We start from the raw sequence: 24,920 nt of genomic DNA on the forward strand, positions 1-24,920 counted from the left end.
AGGTGGGACCGGCGGCTGGGGGTAGACCACATCCCGTGTAGTCGCAGTAACCTGAAGCCGTGGTGATCTCTGTGCTTGACGCGCTGACCGACCGGATCCTCGTCGCCGACGGGGCGATGGGGACCATGTTGCATGCGGCAGACCTGACTCTCGATGACTTCGATGGACTGGAGGGCTGCAACGAAATCCTCAACGTGACCCGGCCGGACGCTGTCCGTGGCGTCCATGAGGCGTACCTGGCGGCGGGTGCAGACTGCATAGAAACCAACACATTCGGCGCAAACCTGGCTAACCTGGCCGAGTACGGCATCGAGGGGCGCATCCGTGAGCTGTCCGAGGCCGGCGCCCGGCTGGCCCGCACCGCCGCCGACGCGTACGCGACACCGGAACAGCCGCGCTTCGTCCTAGGCTCGATCGGGCCGGGCACAAAGCTGCCCACCCTTGGGCACGCCCCGTACGTCGCGCTGCGGGACGCCTACCAGGAGAACGCCGTCGGCCTGATCGCCGGCGGATCGGATGCGCTGATCATCGAGACCTGTCAGGACCTGCTTCAAGTGAAGGCCGCGGTAGTCGGCTCGAAGCGGGCAATGGCCGAGCTGGGCCGATCGGCGCCGATCATCTGCCACATGGCGGTGGAGACCACCGGCACAATGCTGCTGGGCAGCGAGATCGGCGCCGCGCTCACCGCGATTGAGCCACTGGGCATCGACCTGATCGGGCTGAACTGTTCCACCGGCCCGGCGGAGATGGGTGAGCACCTGCGCTACCTGTCACAGCACTCCCAGATCCCGGTGTCGGTGATGCCGAACGCCGGCCTGCCGGTCCTCACTTCCGACGGTGCCTACTTCCCGCTGACGCCGGATGAGATGGGTGACGCCCTGGAGCAATTCGTCACCGACTACGGTGTGGCGCTGGTCGGCGGCTGCTGCGGGAGCACGCCGGAGCACATCCGGGTGCTGGCCGAACGGATGCGTGGCCGGGCGCCGGTGGTGCGCGAGCCACAGCCTGAGCCGGGCGCCTCGTCGATCTATCACCATGTCCCCTTCGCGCAGGACGCGAGCGTGCTGATGGTGGGGGAGCGGACCAACGCCAACGGATCTAAGGCGTTCCGGGAGGCCATGCTCGCCGAGGACTGGCAGTCGTGCGTTGAGATCGCCCGTGGCCAGGCGCGGGACGGCTCGCACCTGCTGGACCTCTGCGTGGACTACGTGGGCCGCGATGGCACCCAGGACATGCGCGAGCTGGCCAGCCGGTTTGCCACCGCCTCCACCTTGCCGATCATGTTGGACTCGACCGAGCCGGGCGTGATCGAGGCGGGGTTGGAGACGCTTGGCGGGCGATGCGTGGTCAACTCGGTCAACTTCGAGGACGGCGACGGCCCCGACTCCCGGTACGCCCGCCTGATGCCCGTGGTCAAGGAACACGGCGCGGCGGTGGTGGCGCTGCTCATCGACGAGGAGGGCCAGGCGCGCACCAAGGACTGGAAGGTACGCGTGGCCGCCCGGCTGATCGATGATCTGACCGGCCGTTGGGGGATGGCCCGGTCGGACATTCTGATTGATGCCCTGACCTTCCCGATCGCCACCGGGCAGGAGGAGACCCGGCGGGATGGGATCGAGACCATTGAGGCGATCCGAGAGATCGCTGCTCGCTACCCGGGGGTCAACTTCACCCTGGGTATCTCCAACGTCTCGTTCGGCCTTAACCCAGCGGCCCGGCAGGTGCTCAACTCCGTGTTCCTGCACGAGTGCGTCCAGGCCGGGCTGACCTCGGCGATTGTGCACGCCAGCAAGATCCTACCGATGTCGAAAATTCCTGATGAGCAGCGGGAGATCGCACTCGATCTGGTCTATGACCGGCGCCGCGAAGGGTATGACCCGGTCCAGCGCTTCATCGAAGCCTTCGAGGGAGTGGACGCCGCCTCGGCCCGGGCCAGCCGAGCGGAGGAACTGGCCGCGCTGCCGCTGGAGGAGCGGCTCAAGCGGCGGATCATCGACGGCGAACGCAACGGTCTCGAGGCCGATCTGGACGCAGCCCTGGCCACCGGGTTGGCGGCGATGGCCGTAATCAACGACATCCTGCTGGACGGGATGAAGGTGGTCGGCGAGCTGTTCGGGGCCGGCCAGATGCAGCTGCCGTTCGTGCTCCAGTCCGCCGAGGTGATGAAGTCCGCGGTGGCGTACCTGGAGCCGCACCTGGAGAAGGCCGATGACGGCGGTAAGGGACGGATCGTGCTCGCCACCGTGAAGGGCGACGTCCACGACATCGGCAAGAACCTGGTCGACATCATCCTGTCGAATAACGGCTATGAGGTGGTGAACATCGGGATCAAGCAGCCGATTAACGCCATTCTCGACGCCGCTGAGCAAAACCGCGCGGACGCGATCGGCATGTCGGGGCTGTTGGTGAAGAGCACCGTCATCATGAAGGAGAACCTGGTCGAGATGGCCACGCGGGGCGTTGCGGAGCGCTGGCCGGTCCTGCTGGGGGGCGCGGCGCTGACCCGTGCGTATGTCGAGGACGACCTGCGATCGATGTTCCCCGGCCAGGTGCACTACGCCCGGGACGCCTTCGAAGGGCTTTCCCTGATGGACCGGGTGATGGCCGCCAAGCGCGGTGGCGCCCAGGTGGTGGACCCGGAACGGGAGGCGGCGCTGGCTGCGCGGCGGGAGCGGCGGGCGCGCCAGCGGGCGATCGTCAGCGAGTCGTTGCCGGAGCTGAACGATGCCTCGGTCCGCTCCGACGTGGCCACCGATGTGGAGGTGCCCACCCCGCCGTTCTTCGGCACCCGGGTGGTCAAGGGGCTGCCGCTCGCCGACTACGCAGCACTGCTCGACGAGCGGGCGACGTTCCTCGGGCAATGGGGACTGCGCGGTACCCGCGGCGGTAAGGGACCCACCTACGAGGAGCTGGTGGAGACCGAGGGTCGGCCGCGGCTGCGCTACTGGCTGGATCGGCTCATCGCCGACCAGGTACTTGAGGCGGCCGTCGTGTACGGCTACTTCCCGGCCTACTCCGACGGCAATGACCTGGTCGTGCTCGACGAGAACGGGCACGCTGAGCGGGCCCGGTTCAGCTTCCCCCGGCAGCGCCAGGAGCGGCGGCTCTGTTTGGCCGACTTCTTCCGTCCTCGCGGGGGCGAACTTGACGTGGTGGCGCTGCAGCTGGTCACCGTTGGCCAACCGATCAGCGAATACACGGCAAAGTTGTTCGCCCGCAACGAGTACCGCGACTATCTGGAGGTCCATGGGCTGTCGGTGCAGCTCACGGAGGCCCTTGCCGAATACTGGCACCAGCGGATCCGCACCGAGTTGAGGCTGCCCGACGACCGTACGGTGGCCAGCTCCGACCCGGCTGACCTGGCCGGGCTGCTGCGGAACGAGTACCGGGGCTGCCGGTACGCCTTCGGCTACCCGGCCTGCCCCGACCTGGAGGACCGGGCCAAGCTCGTTGACCTGCTGGGGGCGGAACGGATCGGCGTGCAACTGTCGGAGGAGTTCCAGCTCGTTCCGGAACAGGCCACCGACGCGATTGTCGTGCACCATCCGGAGGCAAGCTACTTCAACGCCAAGTGACACCGTTCCGTCCGAGTGGAGGACCGTGCAGTGCTCCACCTGTGGGGAGAGCCCGATTCTCCTGCTAGGGGCTGGCCGGGGTCACCCCGACGGGTACCCGGCGGCGGCACCCGCCGGAGCAGATCTCCGCAAGCGTAGGAGGGCGAGAAGCTGAGGTGACTCCGGAGCGCTGTCGCCGCGCCGTGACGTGTTGCAGCAGCGCTTCGGAGCTCTCCGACGCCGGGCGTGCCGGACGGTCGGGCAGCGCCGGTCGGCTGGTCGGTCAACCGCTGGTACTGCGCCGGATTCTGGTCCAACTGACTACCCAGACTCGGACGGTCCGGGGTAGCGGCGATGCGGTAGGGCGGGAGCTTGCTCGGCGGTGGGTGGCAAGCCGACCAGGCGGGTGCCAACGTGCCGAGACCTCGGGGGCAGCTATTGCGATTGCCGGCGCTAGCCCCGACGGCGGCGTAAGGTGTGCCCGACGGAGCCTATGCTGTCGGGCCCAACCGTGGGTTTGCATACGCCCGAATCTTCGTCGCTGGCAAACCCGAGGAGCGAAATGCCGAACATGGGCCAAGACACGGATGCAGCTGGTGTAAGCCCCGTTGGGCTGAATCCGATGTTTGCGCGCCCAGGCGAGTCGACTGAGCTTGCCCGGTTCTCAATTCCGGATGCCGGGTCTTTGCCCGAAACCGCGTACCAGATCGTGCACGACGAGGTGGCTCTCGACGGTAATGCACGACTCAACTTGGCAACGTTTGTCGGTACCTGGATGGATAGCTACGCTGAAAAGTTATTTGTCAATACTTTCGACAAGAATCTGATTGACCGAGATGAGTATCAGGCGACCGGTGCAATAGAGAGTCGGTGTTTGGTTATGCTGGCAGATCTCTGGCATGCACCGGATCCGCAGAGTGTGATCGGTGCATCCACGACTGGCTCCTCGGAAGCGTGCATGTTGGGCGGGCTGGCGCTCAAACGCCGTTGGCAACATGCCCGTCGCAGCGCGGGCAAGTCAACCGGTTCTCCGAATCTGGTGATGTCCAGTGCGGCGCAGGTCTGCTGGAAAAAGTTCTGCAACTACTGGGAGGTGGAACCCCGATTTGTCCCGATCTCCGAGGAGTATAGAGTCCTCGACGGTCATGACCTCGGATCATACGTGGACGAGAACACGATCGGCGTCGTCGCGCTCTTCGGTGTGACATACACCGGCATGTATGAGCCGGTCAAGCAGATCGCGGCGGCGCTGGATGAAATTCAGGCGTCGAGGGGGCTCGACATACCAATTCATGTCGACGGGGCTACCGGTGCATTCGTTGCGCCCTTTATTCAGCCTGAGATTGTCTGGGACTTTCGTGTAAGTCGAGTAGCATCAATCAATGTTTCCGGTCACAAATATGGCCTGGTGTATCCGGGCCTAGGCTGGGTGCTCTGGCGGGATTCGACGGTACTGCCCGAGGACCTGATATTCCATGTGACCTATCTCGGTGGCGAGACGCCAACGGTCGGTTTGAGTTTCACCCGACCGGGAGCCCAAGTTCTCTTGCAGTACTATCTCTTCCTGCGCCTCGGTCGGGAGGGCTACCGGCGGGTGCAGTTGGCGATGCATGACGTTGCACGCTACCTGTCCCAAGAGGTCATAAAGATGCCGCAGCTCGAGCTGTGGAGCGACGGTAGTGATATTCCCGCGCTGACCTGGCGCCTCCGTGATGGGTATACCAACAATTGGAACCTGTACCATCTGTCCGATCGTTTGCGTATGAAAGGATGGCAGGTTCCTACCTATTCGATGCCCGATGATCTGACGGACCTCACGGTGCAGCGGATCGTTATTCGCAACGGGCTCAGCCGTGACCTTGCTGAGGTCTTCATCGCTGATCTTCATGCCGAGATGTCGTACCTTGACTCTTTGAACGCTCCGATGCCAGCTGTTGGCCAGCGGCCCGGCTTCCACCATTGACCACTTAAGTCATTTCATCGCTCCATTGGCTAGCAGGGCGCTGGCCAAGAACTCGACGAAGATCAGCGTGCTCGAGCTGGCGTTGCTCCACATTGCAGCGGTCGTTGCGACCAGCCGATACGCCAGGACATGGCAAGCTGATGGCAGTGAGCCATTCCGTGCAACGAGGCCAGTGCGGTAGGTGGCGGTCAGGAACACCCCGCGCCCGCCCGCCCAGTAGCCCGCCGTTGCCGGGCCTACCGCCGCAGGACCGCGCCGGCCGCCTCTGGTCACCGTCGAAGGACTGCGCCAATCACCCCAGGCCAACCACTTGGCGGGGCGCCCCGGGCGCCATGCAGGCTCCACCTGATGGGGACTGCGATGGTCGCCACGATCACGCCGAGGGTGACCGGGATGGGTAGCACCACCTTCCAAGCACTCCGCAACATCAGCCCTTGTCCCCGGAAACTCCGCGATATCGTCGCGGTGGCCCTCGTCATCCCCACACCGACCACCAACAAGCCACCTGATCACCCAACGTCACGACCCGCTACGCGGAACGACTCAGTGAGTGGCCACGGCGCGGCGGAGGGCGGCTCTGTCGGCCAGGGCCTGGCGCCCAGCAGCGGTGTGCCCGTGGGCTGGGCAACCGCACGGAAGCGCCCAATCGCCCACGGATCGCCGATGCTCCGCCTACCGTGATTTTATGGGTGCTGGGGCTGAAGCCGAGACGGGGGAAACTCGTCCGTGGACCCGGGCCCAGAAGTGGACAATTGTCGCTGCTGGTCTTGGTGTCTTCATCACCCTGCACGACGTGCTCGTAGCGAATGTGGCACTGCCCCGAATTCAGGCCTTCTACGATTTGGGGGAGTCCGGGCTGCAGTGGATCGTAGCCACGTACAGCATGGGAATGGCTATTGCCATCATGCCCGCGGCCACCATGGCTGATCGGTTCGGGCGGCGGCGACTGTATTTGACCGCAGTGGTGGTCTTCATCGTGGCCTCGGTGGCCGCCGGACTAACCTCCACCTTCGCCGTCATGCTGGTGGCGCGGGGGATACAGGGGGTGGCTTCGGCCGTCATCACCGTCTCCGCGCTGGCCCTCGTCTCGGCGACGTTCCCGCAGAAGCGGCAGCGCTTCTTTGCCCTTGGGCTCTTCGCAGCGGTCGCGGATATCGGGCTGGCGCTCGGCCCACCGCTCGGTGGGATGCTGACCGAGGTTGCGAGCTGGCGAGTCGTCTTCTTCGTCAATGTTCCGGTCGCCGTGCTGGCGGTCGGGCTCACCCTTCGGTTTGTGGCCGAATCACGTGAGTCGACCCGCCGTGTTGTCGACCTGCCCGGGCAGCTACTGTTTGTGATCACAGTCGGAGCGTTTACTTTTGCGGTAATCGATGGTCACGACTTGGGTTGGGGGTCGCCGATAATTCTTGCAGCGTTCGTGGCATTCGCTGTTGGCCTCGTTGTCTTTATTCTCCGTGAGCTCCGCACGCGGTCACCGATGATGGATCTGCGGCTCTTCACCAACCGCGCCTACTGGTTGGGGAACATGGCCATATTTTTTGGCTTTTTCACGGTGTATGGCGCTTTGTTGATCGTCACCCAGTACTTTCAGAACGTCCGGCTTTACAGCCCGGTCGAGGCGGGTCTGCTTATCTTGCCATCCTCCCTTGCGTCGGTGGTGTTCTCCCCGGTGGCGGGCTTCATCGCTGCCCGTCGTGGCGCCCGCCTGCCGGCCCTCGCCGGTCAGATTTTGCTCGTTGTCGGATTGGTCATCATGGTGGTCGGGGTGGCGCAGAGTGTCGTCGCCGTCGTGCTGGGCTTCTTGCTCCTAGGTGCCGGTCTCTCCCTGATCATTCCGCCGGTGCAGGGGCTGGCGTTGAATTCGGTTCCGGTGGAGCGGGCCGGCATGGCCTCGGGCATCGTAGCCACCCAACGAGGTCTTGGATCAACTGCCGGCTACGCGGTTCTGGGAACGATGGTTTCGGTATGGGTGGGTATCTCCTTGGACGGAGACCTGTCCAGGACGATTCCCGACCGTGATGAGCGGGCTGCTGTCGTCGAGCAAATCGTTGACGACACGAACCCGAACGCTTTCGAGGCGATCGTCGGGCCCGGTCGACCAGTCGACCATCCCGAGTCCGACCAAGTCACGACGATTCGTGCGGTCGCAGACCATACCTTTGTACGGGGGATGCAGTTCAGCCTGGGGTTCGCCGCTCTGGTCGCCCTGATCGTCTTGGTGATCCTCATCCGGAGCTTTCGCGACTCCCAAGATCGCTAGCCTCTGGCCTGCGTCATGAGCTCGGCCTGCCCCTTGACCGTCTGGCCAGGGGTCGTAGCGATGTGAAATGTTTCCGCTTCGGCGGAGGAAGTTCCGCTGACGGTCCATGAGGAGTGCGACGCTGATGATGGATTGGTTCGGAATCGAGAAGGCGTTGCTCGCTACAGGTGGTTAGCTTGAGAGGCATGCTGACCATCGGACGGACAAGAGGAGCAGTGCATACGTGAGCGTTACGTCGAAAGCCAGCAAGGAAGGCAAGCAGGCAAATTCCAAGGAAGAAGGGCTTTCCGAGGTCGAGCGCGCCGCCATCAAGGACCGGGCGGCGGAGTTGAAGTCGGAGGCTCGCCGTAGCAAGAGCGCGAACAAGGCGGCAGCCGACGAGAGAGACGTCCTCGCGAAGATCAGCGACATGGCGCAGCCGGACCGAGCGTTGGCTGAACGCCTGCACGCCGTCATCACCGAGACCGCCCCTGAGCTGGCACCGAAGCTGTGGTACGGCCAGCCCGCCTGGGCCAGGAGCGGAAAGGTGATCTGCTTCTTCCGTAGCGGGCAGGGAGACAAGCAGCGCTACTCGACGTTCGGGTTCTCGCCGGAGGCGAAGCTCGACGACGAGCAGGGTCTGTGGGCGACATCGTTCGCCCTGGCCGAGCTGACCGACAAGGCCGAGGCAACGATCAAGAAGCTACTGCGGACGGCCCTGGGCTGAGGTGGCCGACGTCGCGGCCCCGCCCGGGTATGAAATGTGTCGGCTGAGGCGTTTGGTGTTGCTCTCGGACGCCACCAGCCCATCGTTCCACCGCTGACCATCCGTCCGCTCGGGCGCTCCCCGGCAATGGGGAGCGCCCGAGGCGACGCGAGTGGATCAGGCGTCGCGGCGGTTCAGGAGGAAGGCCGCGAGCGCTAGCAAAGCAGCGGTCCAAAGGCCGAACACTCCGAAGCCTTGCCAGGGCGTGAGGAGATCTCCCTCGTGCTGAGTGGCCTGGCCAATCAGGATTCCAGCCTCGGTCGGCAGGTAGGCATGGGCGTACTCGCCGAACTTGCCGGGCAGTAGCTGCACCAGCGGAGCGAGTACGAGCACAAACATGATCACGCTAGTAATCCCGGCCGCAGTTCGCCGCACGACGGCCCCGATAGCGAGGGAGAAGAGGCTGAGCATAGCCAGGTAGAGGCCCGTACCCACCACTGCCCGCAGCGCACCGGGGTCGCCGAGGGATGCCTCAACCTGCTCGCTCAGCATCGCGGCGCCGATGAAGAACGAGACGAATGCCGCCACCAGGCTAACCGTCAGGACTACCAGGCTCAGTACCACGCCCTTGGCGGCGAGCATGGACAGCCGGTGGGGCTTCGCCAGCAGGCTAGCCCGGATCATGCCGGTGGAGTACTCCGAGGCGATGACCATGACGCCCAGGACGCAAATGGCTGGTTGGCTGATCAAGAAGCCGCTGCCGAGGATGACGGCCGTCGGATCACTGGCGATCAAGTCGCGGTCGCTCGCCTCTGTCTGGTCCCAGTTAGCGGCAGTCAAGCCGACGAGTAGCGCGGTGAAGGATGGGTACAGCAAGGCGAGTAGTCCGAGTGACCAGCCGGTCGACCGGACCGATCGGAGCTTTGTCCACTCGGAGCGCAAGAGTCCACCGAAGCTGGCGCGGCTGGCCACCGTGGTGGCGGTGGGGCGGGCGGCAGTCGCGGTCATTGGGCATCCCCTCCGGACTTCGGGGCGTCGGCATCTCGGGTTGAGCCGGTGCCGGCGTACTCCACGCTATCCCGGGTCAGCGCCATGAACGCCTCCTCCAGGGTGCCGCGTTGCGGGACTACCTCGTGTAGAACGTGCCCACCGGCCGATGCGATCTCACCGATCCTGGTCGCATCCATGTCCTCAACGCTCAGTTCGTTGTCGTCGTTGCGGGTCACCGTGCCGCCGGACCGTACGATGGCCTCGGCCAGTTCGTCGGCGTTCGGACTGCGTACGAGCACCGTCTGCTTCTTGCCCCGCTCGATGAACTCCTCGGTTGGGCAGTCCGCGATCAGGCTGCCGCGGCCGATGATGATGAGATGCTCGGCAGTCATTGCCATCTCGTTCATCAGGTGGCTGGAGACGAAGACGGTTCGACCCTCGGCCGCCAGCTGCCGCATAAAGGTGCGAACCCAGAGGATGCCCTCCGGGTCAAGCCCATTGACCGGCTCGTCCAACACCAGCACGTTTGGATCACCGAGTAGGGCGGCAGCGAGCCCGAGCCGCTGCCCCATGCCGAGGGAGAAGCCACCGGCCCGCTTGTGCGCCACGTCGCGAAGCCCGACCAGGTCGAGCACTTCGTAAATCCGCTTTTTGCCGATGCCCTGCGACTGGGCCAGGCAGAGCAGATGGTTGTAGGCGGTCCGGCCGGGGTGTACGGCCTTGGCCTCCAAGAGCGCGCCGACCACGGCGAGCGGGGTGGTCAATTCCCGGTATCGCTTGCCGTCGATGGTTGCGGTGCCGTGATCCGGATGGTCGAGACCGAGCAGTAGGCGCATGGTCGTCGATTTGCCGGCGCCGTTGGGGCCGAGGAACCCGGTTACTTTACCGGGCCCGACCGTGAAGGATAGATCCTTCACAGCGACCTTATCGCCGTAGCGCTTAGTCAGGTTCTTGGCTTCGATCATCCGTTCCGTCCTGAAGAGGCCGATGGTTGGGAGGATGGGGGGTCCCCGGAGTCGCCACCGTCGCCGGTGTCTTTTCTCCGGCGGCGGAGCTGAGCGAACCGCAGCGCGTTGCCGGCTGGGTCGCGGAATGCGCAGTCCCGGACACCCCAGGGCTGGTCAGTCGGCTCTTGCGACACCGTCGCGCCTCTGGCGCGAAGGTGCTCGAAAGTCGCGTCACAGTCCTCAGTGCGGAACACCAAACCGGGCAGTAGGCCCTTTACCAGCAGCTCCGCCAGGGCCTGCTGGTCAGCGGGCGAGGTTTCCGGGTAGACAACCAGGGACTGCAGAACGATGTCGGCATCGGGTTGCCCGGGCGAACCGAGGGCAACCCAGCGCAATCCCTCGAAGGTATGGTCTTGGCGAACCTCAAAGCCGAGAATGTCTCGGTAGAAGGTGAGCGCCCGGTCATGGTCGTCCACGGCGACGAAGCGCTGCGCAACCTTGACTCCCATGTGCTTCATGCTACGAACGGCGGGACGCCGGGCGCTTCTTGATTCCTGATGGACCTGGGGCGAATTGTGGTTGACCGAAACGTCAGCTGCCTCCGGTTTGCGCGCGTTCATCCGACAGCTCCTTTCGCGGGCGGTGGGTGGGTATCAGGTGGTGGCGAACTCGACCAGGACCTGACCGAGCGCCTCCATCTCGATCCGGTGCCAGGACCCGGGCAGCTCTCTTCCGGAGGCGTTTGGTAGGGCCGCTGCCGTCGCCTGGGCCGCGGCCCGCAGCCAGTCGCTGGTGCCGTCGCTGTTGACGACCAAGGTGGGAGTCCGTAGGGCGGCCAGCCGATTGACCGGGACGGTGTAGTCCCCACAAAGAGTGACGTCATAGGCGAGTGTGTGCGCATTCGCCTCGTTCGTCGCCCAGAGTGGGCCTTGCCGCCACTGGGCGATTGCCGTTGGGGGCAGGTCCATCAGCACGCTCAGGAAGTACTCCGCAGCCGCGCCGCGTTGGTCGTCGGCGACCAACGCGCGCAGCCGGTCGGCCGCATCGAGGGGCGGTCGTGGGTGGTCACCGACCCGAAAGTACGGTTCGTGTAGGGCCAGTTTGGTGATCGGTGTACCCGCCAGGGCCGCCTCCAACGCGAGGTTCGCACCGCACGAACCGGCAAACACCACCGCGTGGCCGCCCGCCTCCTCGATCACGACGGCGAGGTCTTCAATCTCGCGTTCGATGGCATATTGGGGGGAATCTCCGCTCTGCCCCCGTCCCCGGCGGTCGTAGACGTAGGTGGTGCAGTGCGCTGTCAGCTCGGGGACGAGCGCGTCGAAAATTTTGTGATCGCGGAATGCGCCGTTCAGGAGCACGATCGGCGGTCCGGTGCCGGCCCGTTGGTAGGCGATCGTGGTGCCATCTCGCGAAACGACCTTTCGCATTTGAGTCTCCTCGGTGTTACCCACGTCGATGTTCGTCGCCGAATTCTGGTCGCTTGATTGGCCTCTGTCGGGGTCTGGTTGGCTGCCGAGTTTCCACACCAGTGGGGCAGCCTTCGCCGTTCTCGGTACCGTGCTCACGCAATTGCGTGGTAGGGAGGTCTGCCCGGCATGGGGAAGTAGTATTCTGCGGAGATGGACTCCGCTTAGGAAAAGCGTGCCGCTCCGGCGGGCCGGCCGTGGTTAGGGATGGCGCACTGTGAATTGGCCCGGGGGCGAAAGCGGTGACGTCTCCTCCAGTCCCGGATCGCCCGCGAGGATGGCGGCTAGGAGTCGCTGCACTCGTGGTCCTGGTTCGACGCCGAGCTCTTCGTTGAGGATGGAACGGAGGTGATGATAGGCCTGAAGTGAGCGTCCAACATGACCGGCGCGATACATGGCCATCATGCGTAGCGCGCATAGGTTTTCGTTCATCGGGTTCCGGGCGGTGACGAGCGTTAGTTCGGCCAGTAGGTCGGAGTGCCGGCCCAGGGCCAGGTCCATTTCGATCCGGCGCTCCAGTGCACAGAGTCGACTCTCTTCCAGTGACGCCGCCTCGATCTCCAGAACTGGCCCCATTCGGACATCTACCAAGGCTGAACCACGCCAAACCTGGAGTGCGTGGGTGAACTCTTGCGAGGCCCGGTGCTGGTTGCCCGCCTCAGCCGCGGTGCGACCGGCGGCCAGGTGGCGGTTGTATATTTCGACATCTGTTTCACACGCGAGGCCCTCGAGTAGATAGCCATTGTGGCGGGTGCCGATGATCTGACGGGCCGCCGGGCTGCCGTACCCTGCCGTGGCGAGTGCGTTGCGTAGCTGCAAAATGTAGGTCTGCAGGGTAGTCGCGTGGCTTCGTGGTGGACGGTCTCCCCATAGTTCTTCGATGAGCATCGGCACGGTGACGACGCGTCCGACATTCAATGCGAGTAGGGCGAGCACCTGACGTTGCTTGGGTGCGCTGGTCTCCACCGGCGTACGACCAAAGTGGAGCGAGAGTGGGCCGAGCAGCCCGAATCTCAAAAGTGTCTGGTCCCTTTCCACCCGATCTCCTCCGTGTAACGGACTATCAACATCAAGCCGTTCGTGTTGGCCTGGCGGCAGGCTTGGGTTGACATAGAAATGGAGCCGAATTGTTTGGTGAAGCGAGTCCGGTAGCGAATGCTTACCGGGTTGGGAAAATGTTTTCAGGGCGCCTACAGGTAGGCGCAGTCAGGTGTTCGATGTTTCTCCCCCCATCGATCCAGTCCCTGGGTGCCGCAGGTAATTGCGTAATATTGTGCCATGATCCAGCGGTCCAGGGAACTGGTGATTAACTCGGTGCCCACAAGGTAGAAATGTCGGTTCCAGGTGAGAAAAGTGTTTGTAGGTTTCGGTGGAGATATAATCGGTTTCGTCACGATTTTCTGGGACGGTTGACCTCTGTCTGCCGGCAGAGCCGGTTGTCGTTCTCATGCAGCGGCTCAGGGCGGAGATGGACCTCCTGTTTCTGGTCGGCTGGTGCGCGGAGCCTCGGCGATTTAACGGATGTAAATATGTCTTATCGCCTCGAATCATGCTTTCCCATCACTTAGGGTGTCGCGCCTGCCTGGAACGGTGGTCGCGTCGGCCCTGATGGGTTGCGGTCGTAGATGCTGCGGTGAATCACACCGATATGCGGACAGTGACAAATTGTTGCGGCTCTTTCGCTGTCGGTGATCGCCGACTCGGATCCTGTCCCCAGTGCTGCTCGAGCTGATCCCGATGGGGGTTGGTCACCCTGATGGCCGCGACGATGCAGTGAGGTGCGTATGGACAGTGCAGTCGAACGGGCGATCGAGTATCTCTGGGAGCGTTATGACAGGCCGCTGACGCTGACCGAAATCGCGGAGAGCGCTGGGTTGAGTAGGTTTTACTTCGCCCGGCTTTTTCGCAATATAACCGGCATTACTCCCGGTCGGTTCCTGGCCGCTATTCGGATTTACCAAGCCAAGCAGCTTCTTCTCGAGACCTCGCTGCGGATAACAGATGTCTCTGTGCTGGTGGGGTATAGCAGCCTTGGCTCTTTCAGTAATTGCTTCACATCTAGTGTCGGAGTCTCGCCCGGCCGGTTCCGTCGCCTCTCGTCCACTGGTGCGACTGAGTTGCCGGACCTGGCGCCCGTCGCGCGTGTCGGCTCCGGGGCGATCGCCGGGACGATCAGTCTTCCGGAAGGACACGGCAATGCCCAGGTCTATCTGGGCGCGTTCTCGACCCGGATCGTGCAGCACCGCGCGGTTTCATCGATGATCATAGACGTGCCGGGCGGCCGTCCGTCCTGTTACCACCTGCCGTACGTACCCGACGGCACCTGGTTCGTGCACGCGGTCGCGGTAGCCGACGGCGTCGGGACCGATGCCCGCCGTCGTACCGCCCTGATCGGCATGCACCCCCTGGTAACGGTCGTCGCCGATGGTGTGACCAGTGCCGCGGTCCGCCTGCGCCGGCGGTGGGCGATCGACCCACCTGTTCTGCTCGCGCTACCAGAACTCACACCCCTGCCCGCTCCGGCAGCTGGCGGGTGCCCGGCCACGACGGCACGGCAGATACCGATTGCCCGCTCCGCGGACCCATCCCGTCGGCTGGCGCTGACGGGCCTGGCGCGAACGCTGCCCTGACCCATGGTTTCACCGCAGCAGCCTGTTCGACTGACGTCACCAGTGCGGTTGAACGTGGCCAGCCAGCCGGAGCGTCTCGGCCGCACCGGGTCCGGGGCAACGTCGAGGATGCCCGTCGGGGCGGTCCCTAAGCACCATGGCGGGACCGGTGCCGGGGCGTTTTCGGACTGACGCCTACCAATCGGCGAGCGCCCGTTCCGGTGACCTCCTATACGGCTCGCGCACTAAGGAAGTGGTGATCGACCGTGACCTCAGCCATACTGCTCCAACCGCGTTGCGGCACCGCACTCGCCGAACGACTCGCGCATTCGGCCGCCGCCACCGAGGGCGCCGGGATCGCGACGTCCGATGTGCTGGGCTGGCTCGCCGCCGAGCGGGTAGCGTGCCGCACCCGAGTGCGGCGGATCCCGTTCGCGGAATTGGACGGGTGGTCGTTTCGGACGGGAACCGGCAATCTGCAACACCGCAGTGGGCGGTTCTTCACGGTGGAGGGTCTGCACGTCGCCCGACCGGATGTGGGCGCCGAATGGCAGCAGCCGATCATCGTGCAAGGGGAGATCGGCATCCTCGGGATCCTGGCGAAGGAGTTCGACGGAACGTTGCACTTCCTCATGCAGGCGAAAGTGGAGCCCGGCAACCCCAACCTGGTGCAGCTGTCGCCCACCGTGCAGGCCACCCGGAGTAACTACACGAAGGCCCACGGCGGGACGGCGGTGAAGTACCTGGAACACTTCCTTGATCCACCTCCAGGCCGGGTGCTCACCGATGTCCTGCAGTCCGAGCATGGCGCCTGGTTCTACCGCAAGCGTAATCGCAACATGATTGTCGAGGTGACGGGTGAGGTGCCGGCGGACGAGCGTTTCCGCTGGCTTACGCTCGGTCAGATAGGTCGGCTCCTTCGGCATGACAATGTCGTCAACATGGACTCGAGGACGGTACTGGCGAGCGCACCGCTGGCCTATCCCGAGCGTGGCGCCATCTGCTCCGACGCCGAGGTGGTCTCCTGGTTCACCGGTCAACGGGCCAGCCACGAGGTGTCGGCCCACTGCATGCCGCTGGCGCAGGTAGCCGGCTGGTGCCGCGACGAGTACAGCATCTACCGTCCGGACCAGCGCCACTTCCGGGTGTTGGCGGTCGCTGTTGAGGGCGCGAACCGAGAGGTTTCAAGCTGGAGCCAGCCGCTGATCGAGCCGGTAGCCCCAGGTGTGGTGGCCTTTGCGTACCGGAGCTTCGCCGGTGTACCGCACGTTCTCGTGCACGCCCGAGTGGAGGGGGGCTTCCTCGATACCGTGGAGCTGGCGCCGACCGTGCAGTGCGTCCCAGCGAGCTACACCCAGGTGCCGGCGGCGCAACGCCCTCCGTTCCTGGACCTGATGCTGGACCCACCCCCGGAACAGATCCGATATGCGGCGACGCATTCCGAGGAGGGCGGTCGGTTCCGCGATGCCGAGAACCGCTACCTCGTGGTCGCCACCGACGAGGCGGCGACCCCGACAGAGGCGCCGCCCGGCTACCACTGGATCACTCCGGGCCAGCTCAGCTGGCTAGCCGGACACAGCCGCTACGTCAACGTCCAGGCCCGGACATTGCTGGCAATCCTGCAGACTGGGGCCGCCGATATCGGCCAGGATTCGTGGTGAGGTGTAGTGGGCCGCCGCTCTCCGTTGCCCGTGGCCCCGCGGCCCGCACGCTACGGCGGCGACCTCAGCCTGATCTTGGCTTTTCCCGCCGCACCGCCGCACCGCCGCACCGCCGCACCGCCGCACCGCCGCACCGCCGCACCCGCTGCACGAGTCAGTTCGTTGTCGCGCCGGCGGCCCCGCCGCTGGCCTCTCGGATGACCCGGCGCATCGACTCGCCGTCGTTGGCGTGTGGGAAGTTCTCCGCCGGCACCGTGACTCCGAGGAACGCGCACAGCGGCTCCCATCCCTGCTGTACGTCGTAGATGAGTAGGTTGTCGGGGGCGACGAAGTTGGCGACCTCCTCGTTGTGTCGGCGAAATACGTTAATGGCGTGCTCCTTGTCGGTGAAGCGTCCACCGAAGAGTCCATCCCAGACCATGGTGTTCACGAATCGGTACATCCGCGCCGGCATAGAGCCGGGTTCCGGTGGATTGTCGCGGTTCCGGAGGGCGAACTGGTACAGGGTGCCGTACGTGCTTCGGTACCACTCTTCGCCGTCTCGAATGGTCAGAATTACTTTCGCCTCCGGGAACGCCTGAATGATTTCCTTGTGGTACACCGCGCTGGGTCCGTCCACTACGGAGGTGAAGCCGTTGAAGAGTGCCTCCCAATCGGGATGCTGCCCCTCGCAGACGACCTTTTCCCACTGCCGGAGCCGGTCCGAGTCGTTGACGATATCGAACATGTGATAGCAGGGTCCGTAGCCGAGGCGCTCCAGCGCCACCTTCAGCGACGTGGTGCCAGTCCTGCCCAAGCCGGTGTTGATGAGCCGTAACATAGGTGACCCCTCCTGCCGGTGTTCGTGTCGGGTTGGCTCGGATTTAGCGCCAGTCCCCTGGGTCCTGTCGAGTGGATAGATTGATGCAATTCCAGAGGTTGACCAGCCCGATATGCATGATCAACGCGCTGAGCTCTGGCTCGGTGTAGTGCCGGGCGGCCTCGTCCCAGACATCGTCTGGCACCGGATCTGCCCGATCACTGAGGCGGGAGGCAGTCTCGGCGAGCGCCAGCGCCGCCCGTTCGGCATCGGTGAAACAGTCGGCCTCCCGCCAGGAAGCGACGGTGGGTAAGCGGTTGTCGATCTGTGCTGCGGCTTCCGGGTTGGCCGGCAGGATCCAGACTCGACCATTGAGCTGGCTGACCCGCATCCGTACTAGATCGAGCGTCCGGACCGGTACGCCGACCTGGTTGATCACTTTACCGAGTTCGAGCAGGGGCGGCAGCGCGTCGGGCACGATCAGAGACGGGTTGTTCATCCGCGATGCCATCAGATTCTCCCGGGGTTGAGGGTCGTTGTCTCGTACGTCCGGCGGCGTCGGCGAGCGCGCGGTGCAGTCGTGCGTCGGAGTCCTGCCCGGCCTCCCACTGCACGCCGAGCACGAACGGGTGCCCGGTCGCCTCGATCGCCTCGATGACCCCGTCCGCCGCCCGGGCGGTCACGGAAAGGCCCGCACCGACCCGGTCAATGCCCTGGTGGTGGTGGCAGGCGACAGTGGGGACATCGGCGCCGTAGGCAGCGGCGGCGAGGCTGCCGGGCTGGAGGTCCAGGTGGTTGCTGCCGAGAGTGAAGGTCGCGGTCTGGGGACAGTGACCGTCGTGGTTTACGGCCTCCGGTAGGTGCTGGTGCAGGGTGCCTCCCGACAACACATTGAGCACCTGCATCCCGCGGCAGATCGCCAAAACGGGCCGGCCGGCGTCAAGCGCTGCCCGGAGCAGGGCCAGTTCGGCCCGGTCCGCGGCTGGGCTGCCGCACTGGGTCCGGGCGTGCCGGGGCTGCCCGTACAGCTTCGGGTCCAGGTCTGGTCCCCCGGGCAGCAGTAGGCCGTCGAGTTGCGGCACGAGGTCCTCGGCGCCCGGCAGCAGCGGAACCAACACGGGGGCGCACCCCGCGGTGGCGAGCATGTCCACGTGGGCCTGCAACGCCAGGCTGACTGTCGTGTCCAGCCCCTGCACCGTCACAGGAGTCGTTCGTGCGCAGATCCCAATCACCGGCCGTGCCTCGCAGTCGTTCCGCACTGAGCTCATGCGCATCCACCATTTCCCGGAGGTCGCACCGTCCGGGGCAGCTCGCCCCAAAGATCGGTGGCGGACAGTTGAAATGCAGCAAGGGTGGTGTGGTCTATTCCATACGCGCCGGACTAATCGGCGACCACGGGGTGAACCTATAACGATGCTCGGACCAATGGCAACGGTCGGAACTGAGGCAGTCGGCTGCTCACTGGAAGCGGTCGGCGGTATGGCGGATCCCCTTGTTCAACCGCTGGCGAAACGCAGTCGAAAATCGCCGACTGTTGCTCGCTGTTTCGGGTCGGCGATAGCGTTGTTGAATCAATCCGTCCTTGACCGGGACTGCAGAGGCGCTCGGCAGACTGCGAGCGGTCCGGCCGGATCGTCGATTCCCTCTCCGCGCGGCGGTCGACAGCCGCGGGTCGGCGAGGCCGTGAGCAGGGCCACGTACACGCCCAGCAGGGCGGTCATCATTCGGAAGGACGACTATGGCAACGATAGAGGTTCCGGTTCTTATCGTGGGCGGGGGTGGATGTGGCCTGGCTGCCTCCGTCTTTCTGTCCGACCACGGCGTACGCCACCTGCTGGTGGAGCGGCACCCGGGTACGTCGAGAATGCCGAAGGCGCACTATCTCAACCAGCGGACGATGGGCATCTTCCGTCAGCACGAGCTCGACGCTGAGGTGATCCAGCAGGGGGCGTGCCTGGATGAATTCGGCAAGCTGCGCTGGCTGACCTCACTCGGCGGGGAAGGCCCCCTCGACGGTCTGGTCATTGAGGAAATGGACGCGTTCGGCGGCGGTGCGTTGCGGGAGACATACGAGGCGGCTGGGCCGGTACTTCCGGTCAAGCTGCCCCAGGTCCGGTTGGAGCCGATCCTGCGGCAACATGCCGAGCGGCGTAACCCGGGCGAGATCCGGTTCGGTCATGAACTGGTCACCTTCGCGGAGGAAGGCGGCCGGGTGGTGGCCCAGATCCGAGCGGTCGACACCGGAGAGGTCACCACGGTTGTGGCCCGTTACCTCATCGCGGCGGACGGGGGCCGCACCGTCGGCGCGGCGCTCGGCGTACAGATGCTGGGCCTTCCGGGGTTTCTCGAGGTCACCACCGCCTACTTCTCCGCGGACCTGTCGCCGTGGTGGCGCGAGGGCACCCTACTCACCCACTTCCTCCATCCGCGGGACCCCGATCTGTCCAGCAATCTCATCGAGATGGGCCCCACCTGGGGCAAACACTGCGAGGAGTGGGTCCTGCACTTTCCGCCAGGTGACCCGCAGCGCTACCCCGAGGAGAGCATCGTCTCCAAGATCCGCGAGGTCCTCGGCTTGCCCGGCTTGGAGCTCACGCTGCACCAGGTCACGAATTGGTCGGTGGAATCCCTGGTCGCCGACCAGTACCGGGTCGGTCGCGTGCTGCTTGCCGGGGATGCTGCCCACCGGCAGCCCCCCACCGTCGGGCTGGGACTGAATACCGGTATTCAGGATGCACACAACCTCGCGTGGAAGCTCGCTGCGGTACTCACCGGCCGCGCCCCCGACAGTCTGCTCGACACCTACCAGGCCGAGCGGCACCCGATTGGCCGGCATAACGTCGACTGGGCGGTCTCCGCGGCCCTGCACCACCATGCGATCCTCGAAGCCGTCGGGGTCGGTCAGCACACCGAGCCGCAGCGCCGGGAGCGAGCGTTCGCGGCGTTCATCGATCCATCCCCGATCGCCGCGGCGGCGCGGGCCCGGGCCGCCGAGCTGTTCGCCACCCACCGGGGCGGATGCCAGGCACACGACGTCGAGCTGGGTTTCGCGTACGAACAGGGTGCGGTCATCCCCGACGGCAGCCCGCCGCCACCGCGGGAGCCGCTGCGGGACATCTACCACCCCACTACCCGGCCCGGGCACCTGCTGCCGCACGCCTGGATCAAACGCGCCGACCGGGTCCTATCCACCCACGATCTGACCGGCTCCGCCGGCAGCTTCGTGCTGATCATCGGCCAGAAGGCGGAGCGGTGGCGGGCGGCGGCCGCGGCGGTGGCGGAGAAGCTGTCAGTCCCGATCAGCATCGTCGCCATCGGGGTCGACGCGGAGTTCGTGCCCACCGACGACCGGTGGCCACAGGTCCGGGAAATCACCGACGAGGGTGCCATCCTGGTCCGTCCGGACAACCACGTGGGGTGGCGCAGCAGGGGCGCCGGCGCGAACCCGACCGGTGAGCTGGCCGGAGCCCTTGGACGCATCCTTGAGAACGCGGGGCCGGTGGAAGCCTGATCCCGGCACCGGCAAGTACCCTCGCGCCCGCCCGGGCTGGCTGGCCTAGGCGGGCGCGAGGGTACTTCTGTGGCGTTCCCCGGTGGGTGGGGGAGAAGGGGCACTCCACTCAGGTCAAGGTGGCGACGGTCTTGCCGGCCAGCCCCACGAGCACCTGGTCAACAGCTTTCTGCGCATCGGCGATGCACGTGCCAACCCCCACGCCCTCGTACGCGGCGCCGCAGACGGCGAGCCCCGGCGAGCCACCTACCGCCGTCCGGATCCGCTTCACCCGATCCAAGTGGCCGACCGAGTACTGGGGCAGCGCGTTCGCCCAGCGGGTGACCCGCGTCGCCAATGGGGAACCGACCGCCCCGGTAGCCGCGGCGACTTCGGCGGTCACCAGCCGGACGAGGTCGGCGTCGTCGCGCTGTAGCGCTGCCTCGTCGCCGACCCGCCCGACCGAGCAGCGCAGGATCTCCACCTCACCCGCCAGGTGCGGCCATTTCACCGTGGAGAAGGTCACCTCGTTGACGGTCCGTCCGTCCACCGCCGGAACGCGGTAGCCACAGAATCCCCGCGCGGCGAGCCCGCCGGCGAACGCCGTACGGGGGTAGGCCAGCGTGACGATGCCGATACTGGCGTACGGGATCTGCGCGAGCTCGGCGGCGGCCGAAGCCACTCCGGGTACGCCGGCCAGCAGCCGCCCGGCGGGCCCGGCAGGGACGGCGACAATTACCGCGTCCGCGGTGAGGTGTTCTGTCCCGGCGTCGGCGTTGACGGTCAACCGCCACCCTTGCTGGTCTGGAGCCAGGCCGGTGACCTCGGCCCCGGTTCGTATCTGCGCGTTGGGTGAGTCGGCGAGAACTGCGTCGACCAACACCTGGGGTAGGTTGCCGAGCCTGCCGGTCAGGGTACCGATCCCAGTCGGCGGTTCCTGACCGTCCGGTGGCAGCGGAGGGAGCAGCGAGCCCGCCGCCTGGATTAGCGACGGGTACCTGCGGGATGCGTTCGCCAGCGGGGCCAGCATGGCCTCGAAGGAGAGCTGGTCGGAGCGGCCGGCGCAGACGTCGCTGAGGAACGGGTCGACGAGGCGGTCCAGTAGCTCCTGGCCGAGCCGTTGCGAGACGTAGGCTGCGACGGAGACGTCGCCGTCCCGTTCGGTCGGCGGCAGCTCAAGGTCACGGCGGGCTTCGGCCACTCCGTCCGGCGAGAGGATGCCGGACTCGGCGAGGGCGTCCAGGTCCGCGGGGATGCCCATGAACTGGCTGGCGGGCAGGGGTCGAAGCGCGCCCCTGCTCCAGATCGCTGTCGTGGTGGCGCCGGCCAGGGCGAGCTGATCGCCGAGACCGGCAGCGTTGATCAACCGGGTGGTCTTGGGTCGTCGGGCGTACAGCCCTTCCGCCCCCTCGTCAACGAGTATGCCCGCCACCTCCGATGCGGACAGCTTCCCGCCGAGCCGCGGTGCGGCCTCGAGGAGGGTGATTCGTACTGGCTCATTCCGGAGGTAGAACGCCGCCGTGATTCCCGCGATACCGCCCCCGACGATGACCACGTGGGGCGCCGTACCTACCCGATCCTGTTCGTTGTCCACCATGTCGCCTGCTCTTTCGTGGGCTGCGATGTCGTAGCAGTCTCGCCGTGCTCCCGCGAATTCCGGTCGAGTAAGAGTTGACCCGGGCAGGTGCTGGCGGCGGCCGGCGGGGCGTGGCGGGTGGCGCTACGATCCGTCCTCCTGCTTGCGCTTGAGTTGTTCGGCGAAGAGGCTCCACTCCTCGCTGATGCTGTCCGCGAGCGGGGCGATCACACTGAGCCAGTGCGGCGGGATCGAGCCGGCGACCTCCCGCCAGCGATGTGGGGCACCGGCGTGCCAAGCCATCCACCGAATGAACGCCCGGCCGCCTTCGGTGTACCGGATGGATGGATCGGTAGCCAGTTTGTTCGCCACTCCGGCCCAGGTCAGCGGCGCGGACGGGCGTCCCGGGCGGCGTATGGCACCACCCCGGGGGGTTGGCAACGTGGAGGTGGGCACCGCGGCTTGCGGGGCTGGTACCACTGGTGGCTCGGCCGGGGGAAGACGCTGCCCAGTGCGCTCCGGACTGATGCCCCGGCGCAGCCGAGCACTCACATCATGGACTGTGCCCAGCGATACGTCGGCCTCGCGGGCGACCTGCCGCAGCGGGGCGTTCGGGTGGGCGTTGAGGTAGGCGGCGGCGCGACGCCGGCCCTCCACGGCGGTGACCGGACGGCGCCGTCCGTCCCGGCCGATCCGCTTGGCGCCGACTTCCGCTGCCCCCGTCGACCGGGTACGCAACGAGGCGATCGTCTTTGCGCTCAATCCCGTGATGGCGGCGAGCGCCCGGTCGGACCAGTCCGGATACTCCGATAGCACCCGGTTGGCGCCGGCGAGCCGGTCGGCTCGGGACAGCGGCAGACCGTGGGCGATGTTTGCCTGCATCGCCAGGATGAGCGCCTCGGCATCGGTGCAGTCCAGGAAGCGTGCGGGAATGACGTGATCGCCGCGGATCCGGGCGGCCTCGAGCCGGTGTAGCCCGTCGATTACCCGCCAGCCCTCCTCCTGGACGAGTAAGGGCGGTAGCTGCGTGCTGCCGCCCGCCTCGACGAGTAGCTGGACGTGGGCTCCGCTCGTACCGCCCTGCCGTAGCCGCAGGCTGGGCGACAGTGCGTCCAGGGGAACGTCTCGTGCCGGCAGTCGCTCGAAGTTTTTCAGATCGAATTCGTCGTTACCCGTCGACTCGTTGCTGCCCGCCCTGGCGAGCCTGAAGCCTTCCGTGGCCAGCGCAGCTTGCCCGTGGTGACGAGACATCCGGTACGCCCTCCTCGGTTGCCGTTTGGCTGAGGGTGGCAGGGGTGTCTTTAGCCGTAGTCGAGACGGGGTGGACCGGCGGCCGGCGCCGGTGCGCTCGGTGCGGTTCCGTTCTGGGGGGCGCCGAACCAGCGGGTGAGGGCGTGGGTGAGGTCGTGGGTGCTGCCGGGTGCGGTCCAGGCGAGGTATCCGTCGGGGCGGATGAGGGCGGTGTTGAGGGTGGGGTGGGGTTGGTGGGTCCAGGTGCCGGTGATGATGTTGATTCGGTCGGTCCAGGCGTGGGCGGTGGGGTGTTCGGTGGTGGTGGTGATGAGTAGGGGGCGGGCGGGGTGGAGTAGGTCGGCGATGCGGGGGGTGTCGCCGTTGGGGAGGGTGAGTTGGTGGTGTGGGGGCATGCGTCGGCCGAGGAGGGGGTGTTCGCCCGGTCCGAGGTCGTAGCGGATGCCCAGTCCGCTGAGCATCCCGGCGAGGTGCTCGGCCGCGTCGGTGAAGGTGACCAACTCGGCGAGGATGCCGCGGATCGGTTCCATCTCGGCGCCGGTGAGTCGTAGCTCGATGGCGGCCCGCGCGTTGCGGGCCAGCTGCCGCCCGATTGGGTGGCGTTCGGTGTGGTAGGTGTCGAGCAGGTCGGGTGGTGCCCAGCCGTGCACCGCCGCCGCCAGCTTCCAGCCCAGGTTCACCGCATCCTGGACGCCGACGCTTAATCCCTGCGCCATCGCCGGGGGTTGTACGTGGGTGGCGTCACCGGCTAGGAAGACCCGGCCGCGCCGGTACTCGGAGCTGACCCGGGACGTGTCGGTGAAGCAGCTGATCCAGCGACAATGTCCATGATGTATGGATTCGCCGGTGAGTCGTTGCCAGGAGTCGGCCAGCTCCTGATAGCTCAACGCGCTGCGGTCTTTCGGCGGCATGCCCCGCTCGTACACGACGACCCGGGTGACGCCGTTCTCCAGATCCATCGCCATGACCATGCTGCCGTCGGGCAGATTCTCGCCGATCCGACGACGCCGGGTGTCGATGCCGGTGACATCGGCGGTGTAGAACCCACGGGTGGGCTCCGAGCCGGTGAAGTCGATCCCGGCCAGCGCCCGGATGGTGCTGCGCCCGCCGTCGCAGCCGACCAGAAACCGGGCGACCTCCCGGCCGGGGCCGGTGGGGCCATCGACGGTGACGACGACGCGGTCGGGGCCCTCCTCGAAGCCGGTGACCTCATGGCCGCGGAATACCGGCACCCCCAGTTCGGTCACCCAGCCTTCCAGCATCCGTTCGGTCCGGTACTGGGAGATGCCCCGGGCGCCGGCATGGTCCTCCGGTAGCTGACCGAGGTCGATGGGTACTCCCCCGAAGTGACTCTCTGCGGGCTCGGTCGGGCCCAGCCGGTCCAGCAGCCCGCGTTGCTCGAAGCACTCGGCGGTACGTCGGGTGAAGCTGGCGCCGCGGGACTCTGTCGGTCGCGCCGACAGCCGCTCGTAGATCGCCACATCGACCCCGCTGAGCCGCAGTTCACCGGCGAGCATGAGGCCCACCGGGCCGGCACCGACCACGATCACGTCCCGGCTCATCGGACTGTCCCGTTCTGGGGGGCGCCGAACCAGCGGGTGAGGGCGTGGGTGAGGTCGTGGGTGCTGCCGGGTGCGGTCCAGGCGAGGTATCCGTCGGGGCGGAT

General features: G+C 66.0%; 19 protein-coding genes. 7 read left to right on the forward strand and 12 right to left on the reverse strand.

What is annotated here, in order from left to right; translation table 11 throughout:
• The first annotated feature begins 59 nt into the window (after positions 1-59).
• The 4 genes from metH to B116_RS0122110 all read left to right on the forward strand — a co-directional run bounded on the left by metH (position 60) and on the right by B116_RS0122110 (position 8,483).
• A complete protein-coding gene (metH, locus tag B116_RS0122090; protein WP_027661348.1) occupies positions 60-3,575 on the forward strand; it encodes a methionine synthase in 3,516 nt (1,171 codons plus the stop codon).
• 601 nt (positions 3,576-4,176) lie between these two features.
• Entirely contained in the window at positions 4,177-5,517 is a 1,341-nt protein-coding gene (locus B116_RS0122095; RefSeq protein WP_155245749.1) for a glutamate decarboxylase, read from the forward strand.
• Between the two features lie 685 nt (positions 5,518-6,202).
• The gene (locus B116_RS0122105; protein ID WP_018723101.1) at positions 6,203-7,777 is read left to right on the forward strand and encodes a DHA2 family efflux MFS transporter permease subunit; all 1,575 of its coding nucleotides are present in this window, start codon (positions 6,203-6,205) and stop codon (positions 7,775-7,777) included.
• A 223-nt stretch (positions 7,778-8,000) separates the two neighbouring features.
• On the forward strand, positions 8,001-8,483 hold the full coding sequence (locus B116_RS0122110; RefSeq protein ID WP_018723100.1) for an iron chaperone: 483 nt from the start codon (positions 8,001-8,003) through the stop codon (positions 8,481-8,483).
• Positions 8,484-8,639: 156 nt separating this feature from the next.
• Here B116_RS0122110 and B116_RS0122115 read toward each other — a convergent pair whose 3' ends face one another.
• The 5 genes from B116_RS0122115 to B116_RS0122135 form a co-directional block, all read right to left on the reverse strand.
• Complete coding sequence (locus B116_RS0122115) at positions 8,640-9,470, reverse strand: ABC transporter permease (RefSeq protein WP_018723099.1); 831 nt, start codon at positions 9,468-9,470, stop codon at positions 8,640-8,642.
• Positions 9,467-10,417 carry an ABC transporter ATP-binding protein gene (locus tag B116_RS0122120; protein WP_027661349.1) on the reverse strand — a complete coding sequence of 317 codons (951 nt, stop codon included), beginning with the start codon at positions 10,415-10,417 and terminating at the stop codon, positions 9,467-9,469. Before B116_RS0122120 ends, B116_RS0122115 begins: the two co-directional genes overlap by 4 nt.
• Positions 10,414-10,908, reverse strand: a complete 495-nt coding sequence (locus tag B116_RS0122125; protein ID WP_223874651.1) for a VOC family protein — start codon at positions 10,906-10,908, stop codon at positions 10,414-10,416. Before B116_RS0122125 ends, B116_RS0122120 begins: the two co-directional genes overlap by 4 nt.
• A 144-nt stretch (positions 10,909-11,052) precedes the next feature.
• Complete coding sequence (locus B116_RS0122130; RefSeq protein WP_027661351.1) at positions 11,053-11,829, reverse strand: alpha/beta fold hydrolase; 777 nt, start codon at positions 11,827-11,829, stop codon at positions 11,053-11,055.
• Between the two features lie 240 nt (positions 11,830-12,069).
• Positions 12,070-12,906, reverse strand: coding sequence for an AfsR/SARP family transcriptional regulator (locus B116_RS0122135; RefSeq protein WP_026321880.1), 837 nt, complete (start codon positions 12,904-12,906; stop codon positions 12,070-12,072).
• A gap of 746 nt (positions 12,907-13,652) precedes the next feature.
• On the opposite strand from B116_RS0122135, the gene B116_RS0122140 reads away from it, so the two are divergent.
• Entirely contained in the window at positions 13,653-14,498 is an 846-nt protein-coding gene (locus B116_RS0122140; protein WP_027661352.1) for a helix-turn-helix transcriptional regulator, read from the forward strand.
• 245 nt (positions 14,499-14,743) lie between these two features.
• Complete coding sequence (locus tag B116_RS0122145) at positions 14,744-16,138, forward strand: NDP-hexose 2,3-dehydratase family protein (RefSeq protein WP_027661353.1); 1,395 nt, start codon at positions 14,744-14,746, stop codon at positions 16,136-16,138.
• A 154-nt stretch (positions 16,139-16,292) separates the two neighbouring features.
• On the opposite strand, the gene B116_RS0122150 is transcribed toward B116_RS0122145, so the two are convergent.
• From B116_RS0122150 to B116_RS0122160, 3 genes are read right to left on the reverse strand one after another with little or no spacing between them, the layout of a single operon-like run.
• The gene (locus B116_RS0122150) at positions 16,293-16,958 is read right to left on the reverse strand and encodes a sulfotransferase family protein (protein ID WP_027661354.1); all 666 of its coding nucleotides are present in this window, start codon (positions 16,956-16,958) and stop codon (positions 16,293-16,295) included.
• 43 nt (positions 16,959-17,001) lie between these two features.
• Entirely contained in the window at positions 17,002-17,415 is a 414-nt protein-coding gene (locus tag B116_RS0122155) for a carboxymuconolactone decarboxylase family protein (RefSeq protein WP_027661355.1), read from the reverse strand.
• Complete coding sequence (locus B116_RS0122160) at positions 17,378-18,205, reverse strand: gamma-glutamyl-gamma-aminobutyrate hydrolase family protein (RefSeq protein WP_027661356.1); 828 nt, start codon at positions 18,203-18,205, stop codon at positions 17,378-17,380. Before B116_RS0122160 ends, B116_RS0122155 begins: the two co-directional genes overlap by 38 nt.
• A 470-nt stretch (positions 18,206-18,675) precedes the next feature.
• Here B116_RS0122160 and B116_RS0122165 point away from each other — a divergent pair, with 470 nt between their 5' ends.
• The gene (locus B116_RS0122165; protein ID WP_027661357.1) at positions 18,676-20,448 is read left to right on the forward strand and encodes an FAD-dependent monooxygenase; all 1,773 of its coding nucleotides are present in this window, start codon (positions 18,676-18,678) and stop codon (positions 20,446-20,448) included.
• 109 nt (positions 20,449-20,557) lie between these two features.
• Here the strand turns inward: B116_RS0122165 and hemG are convergent, their stop codons facing one another.
• From hemG to B116_RS29070, 4 genes are all read right to left on the reverse strand, one after another.
• Positions 20,558-22,024 carry a protoporphyrinogen oxidase gene (gene hemG / locus B116_RS0122170; RefSeq protein ID WP_027661358.1) on the reverse strand — a complete coding sequence of 489 codons (1,467 nt, stop codon included), beginning with the start codon at positions 22,022-22,024 and terminating at the stop codon, positions 20,558-20,560.
• A gap of 123 nt (positions 22,025-22,147) precedes the next feature.
• Positions 22,148-23,254: a ParB/RepB/Spo0J family partition protein gene (locus tag B116_RS0122175; protein WP_027661359.1), complete on the reverse strand. Its 1,107-nt coding sequence runs from the start codon at positions 23,252-23,254 to the stop codon at positions 22,148-22,150.
• A 50-nt stretch (positions 23,255-23,304) separates the two neighbouring features.
• The gene (locus B116_RS0122180; protein WP_027661360.1) at positions 23,305-24,816 is read right to left on the reverse strand and encodes an FAD-dependent monooxygenase; all 1,512 of its coding nucleotides are present in this window, start codon (positions 24,814-24,816) and stop codon (positions 23,305-23,307) included.
• Positions 24,813-24,920 (reverse strand): aromatic-ring hydroxylase C-terminal domain-containing protein (locus tag B116_RS29070; RefSeq protein WP_397540861.1); only part of this gene is annotated, 108 nt, incomplete at its 5' end. The genes B116_RS29070 and B116_RS0122180, both read right to left, overlap by 4 nt.

The organism is Salinispora fenicalii (assembly GCF_000514815.1).
Lineage (GTDB): Bacteria > Actinomycetota > Actinomycetes > Mycobacteriales > Micromonosporaceae > Micromonospora > Micromonospora fenicalii.

Bases quoted from the DNA above. Each gene is read 5' to 3' on its own strand.
- B116_RS0122130 (WP_027661351.1), bottom strand. From the start codon at position 11,829: ATGCGAAAGGTCGTTTCGCGAGATGGCACCACGATCGCCTACCAACGG.
- B116_RS0122115 (WP_018723099.1), bottom strand. From the start codon at position 9,470: ATGACCGCGACTGCCGCCCGCCCCACCGCCACCACGGTGGCCAGCCGC.
- B116_RS0122120 (WP_027661349.1), bottom strand. From the start codon at position 10,417: ATGATCGAAGCCAAGAACCTGACTAAGCGCTACGGCGATAAGGTCGCT.
- B116_RS0122165 (WP_027661357.1), top strand. From the start codon at position 18,676: ATGGCAACGATAGAGGTTCCGGTTCTTATCGTGGGCGGGGGTGGATGT.
- B116_RS0122105 (WP_018723101.1), top strand. From the start codon at position 6,203: ATGGGTGCTGGGGCTGAAGCCGAGACGGGGGAAACTCGTCCGTGGACC.
- B116_RS0122140 (WP_027661352.1), top strand. From the start codon at position 13,653: ATGGACAGTGCAGTCGAACGGGCGATCGAGTATCTCTGGGAGCGTTAT.
- B116_RS0122160 (WP_027661356.1), bottom strand. From the start codon at position 18,205: ATGAGCTCAGTGCGGAACGACTGCGAGGCACGGCCGGTGATTGGGATC.
- B116_RS0122175 (WP_027661359.1), bottom strand. From the start codon at position 23,254: ATGTCTCGTCACCACGGGCAAGCTGCGCTGGCCACGGAAGGCTTCAGG.
- hemG (WP_027661358.1), bottom strand. From the start codon at position 22,024: ATGGTGGACAACGAACAGGATCGGGTAGGTACGGCGCCCCACGTGGTC.
- B116_RS0122150 (WP_027661354.1), bottom strand. From the start codon at position 16,958: ATGTTACGGCTCATCAACACCGGCTTGGGCAGGACTGGCACCACGTCG.
- B116_RS0122125 (WP_223874651.1), bottom strand. From the start codon at position 10,908: ATGGGAGTCAAGGTTGCGCAGCGCTTCGTCGCCGTGGACGACCATGAC.
- B116_RS0122095 (WP_155245749.1), top strand. From the start codon at position 4,177: ATGTTTGCGCGCCCAGGCGAGTCGACTGAGCTTGCCCGGTTCTCAATT.
- B116_RS0122180 (WP_027661360.1), bottom strand. From the start codon at position 24,816: ATGAGCCGGGACGTGATCGTGGTCGGTGCCGGCCCGGTGGGCCTCATG.